Origin of the sequence: Prevotella vespertina, assembly GCF_009728485.1 — a bacterium.
GTDB lineage: Bacteria > Bacteroidota > Bacteroidia > Bacteroidales > Bacteroidaceae > Prevotella > Prevotella vespertina.
The window spans coordinates 1-2,591 of record NZ_VVIQ01000022.1; the positions used below are offsets into that span (position 1 = coordinate 1).

Consider the following 2,591-nt stretch of genomic DNA (forward strand, 5'->3'; position numbering starts at 1 on the left):
TTCATTTTAAAGATTACACAGCTCAAAGTCTGAGTCACTGGTCTGCACTATCGACTTGGATAGTGCTAGACCCGAAGAAAGTTTTGGGCAATTAGTAGTGCTCGGCTTTGACGTCACCGTCTTTACACCTACACCCTATCAACGTCATCGTCTATGACGACCCTTATGAGGAGTTCTCATCTTGTGGAAGGCTTCGCACTTAGATGCTTTCAGCGCTTATCCATACCAGACTCAGATACCCAGCGGTGCACCTGGCGGCACAACTGGTAAACCGGAGGTCTGTCCAACACGGTCCTCTCGTACTAGTGTCAGCACCACGCAAAACTCCAACGCCCACGATAGATAGAGACCGAACTGTCTCACGACGTTCTGAACCCAGCTCGCGTGCCACTTTAATGGGCGAACAGCCCAACCCTTGGGACCTTCTCCAGCCCCAGGATGTGACGAGCCGACATCGAGGTGCCAAACCACCCCGTCGATATGAGCTCTTGGGGGGGATCAGCCTGTTATCCCCGGAGTACCTTTTATCCTTTGAGCGACGGAGTTTCCATACACATCCGCCGGATCACTATGCCCCAGTTTCCTGCCTGCTCGGCATGTCTGCCTCCCAGTCAAGCGCCCTTATGCCATTGCACTCTATGAGACCGGTTACCAATCGGTCCGAGGGCACCTTTGGAAGCCTCCGTTACGCTTTTGGAGGCGACCACCCCAGTCAAACTACCCACCAAGCAGTGTCCGCACTTCAAGCGCGTTAGACCTCAGACAGCCAAAGGGCCGTATTTCAAGGATGACTCCACGAATGCTGGCGCACCCGCTTCGAAGCCTCCGGCCTATCCTACACATCGGATGACCAAGGTCAATGCTAAGCTGTAGTAAAGGTTCACGGGGTCTTTTCGTCCCATCGCGGGTAATCGGCATCTTCACCGATACTACAATTTCACTGAGATCATGGTTGAGACAGCGTCCGGATCATTACACCATTCGTGCAGGTCGGAACTTACCCGACAAGGAATTTCGCTACCTTAGGACCGTTATAGTTACGGCCGCCGTTTACTGGGGCTTCAATTCAATGCTTCCTATTGCTAGTGACATCTCCTCTTAACCTTCCAGCACCGGGCAGGTGTCAGGCTGTATACTTCATCTTTCGAGTTTGCACAGCCCTGTGTTTTTGTTAAACAGTTGCCTGGACCTATTCTCTGCGCCTCATATTGCTATGAGGACCCCTTATCCCGAAGTTACGGGGTCAATTTGCCTAGTTCCTTAACCATGAATCTCTCAACGCCTTAGTATATTCTACCCGACCACGTGTGTCCGTTTGCGGTACGGGTCGCAGTAACATTAAGTTTAGCGGATTTTCTCGGAAGTATGATTACCTGCACTCAACTCTTCCCGAAGGAAGTGTTGTACTTTCGTGTTTCAGCTCGAATGGTGGATTTGCCTGCCACTCTCATAACCTACGCACTTAAACGCCCTATTCCGTCAGGGCGCGGCAGTGTCACTGCTCCGTCTCCACATCACTGATACTGCGAGTTGCGGAATATTAACCGCATCTGCCATCGCCTTCGCCGTTCGGCTGAGACTTAGGACCCGACTAACCCCGGGCTGATTGGCATCGCCCGGGAAACCTCGGTCTTTCGGCGAAAGGGAATCTCACCCTTTTTATCGTTACTTATACCTACATTTGCTTTTCCATAAACTCCAGGATCAGTTACCTTCACCATTCGACGTCGATGGAATGCTCCCCTACCGATACTTTTAATATACATTACTATCCCGCGCCTTCGGTATCTGACTTATACCCGATTATTATCCATGCCCGGACCCTCGACTAGTGAGCTGTTACGCACTCTTTGAATGAATGGCTGCTTCCAAGCCAACATCCTAGCTGTCACGGGGACCAGACTTCGTTAGACTAACTTAGACAGAATTTCGGGACCTTAGACGGCGGTCTGGATTCTTCTCCTCTCGGGGACGGACCTTAGCACCCGCCCCCTTACTGCACATCTGCTATCCATAAGCATTCGGAGTTCGTCAGGTCTCGATAGGCGGTGAAGCCCTCTTGACCTATCGGTCGCTCTACCTCTTATGGAAATCGATGCACGCGGCACCTAAATGCCTTTCGGGGAGTACGAGCTATCTCCAAGTTTGATTGGCCTTTCACTCCTACACTCACCTCATCGGGAAGCTTTTCAACGCTTATCCGTGCGGTCCTCCATTCGGTGTTACCCGAACTTCAACCTGGGCAAGTGTAGATCACTTGGTTTCGCGTCTACCCCATCTGACTTGACGCCCTATTCAGGCTCGCTTTCACTACGGATACGTAACTCTTGTTACTTATCCTTGCCAGACATGGTAACTCGTAGGTTCATTATGCAAAAGGCACGCCGTCACTGAATTAACAGCTCCGACCGCTTGTAAGCGCATGGTTTCAGGAACTATTTCACTCTCCTAATCGGAGTGCTTTTCACCTTTCCTTCACAGTACTCGTTCACTATCGGTCTCACGGGAGTATTTAGCCTTACCGGATGGTCCCGGCAGATTCGCGCAGAATTTCACGTGTTCCGCGTTACTCAGGATACCACTACGTCTCC

General features: G+C 51.2%; 1 protein-coding gene and 1 other annotated feature (1 of these 2 running past the window's edge). The gene reads left to right on the top strand.

Features of this window, described 5'->3' with window-relative positions; genetic code table 11:
* Window positions 1–2,591: a sequence feature (most likely nonfunctional fraction of RNA operon), on the bottom strand; it runs 1,648 nt beyond the window's last position.
* A complete protein-coding gene (locus F0475_RS11770) occupies window positions 1,366–1,521 on the top strand; it encodes a hypothetical protein (protein WP_199879814.1) in 156 nt (51 codons plus the stop codon). (Overlaps the previous feature by 156 nt.)

Bases quoted from the DNA above. Each gene is read 5' to 3' on its own strand.
- F0475_RS11770 (WP_199879814.1), top strand. From the start codon at position 1,366: ATGATTACCTGCACTCAACTCTTCCCGAAGGAAGTGTTGTACTTTCGT.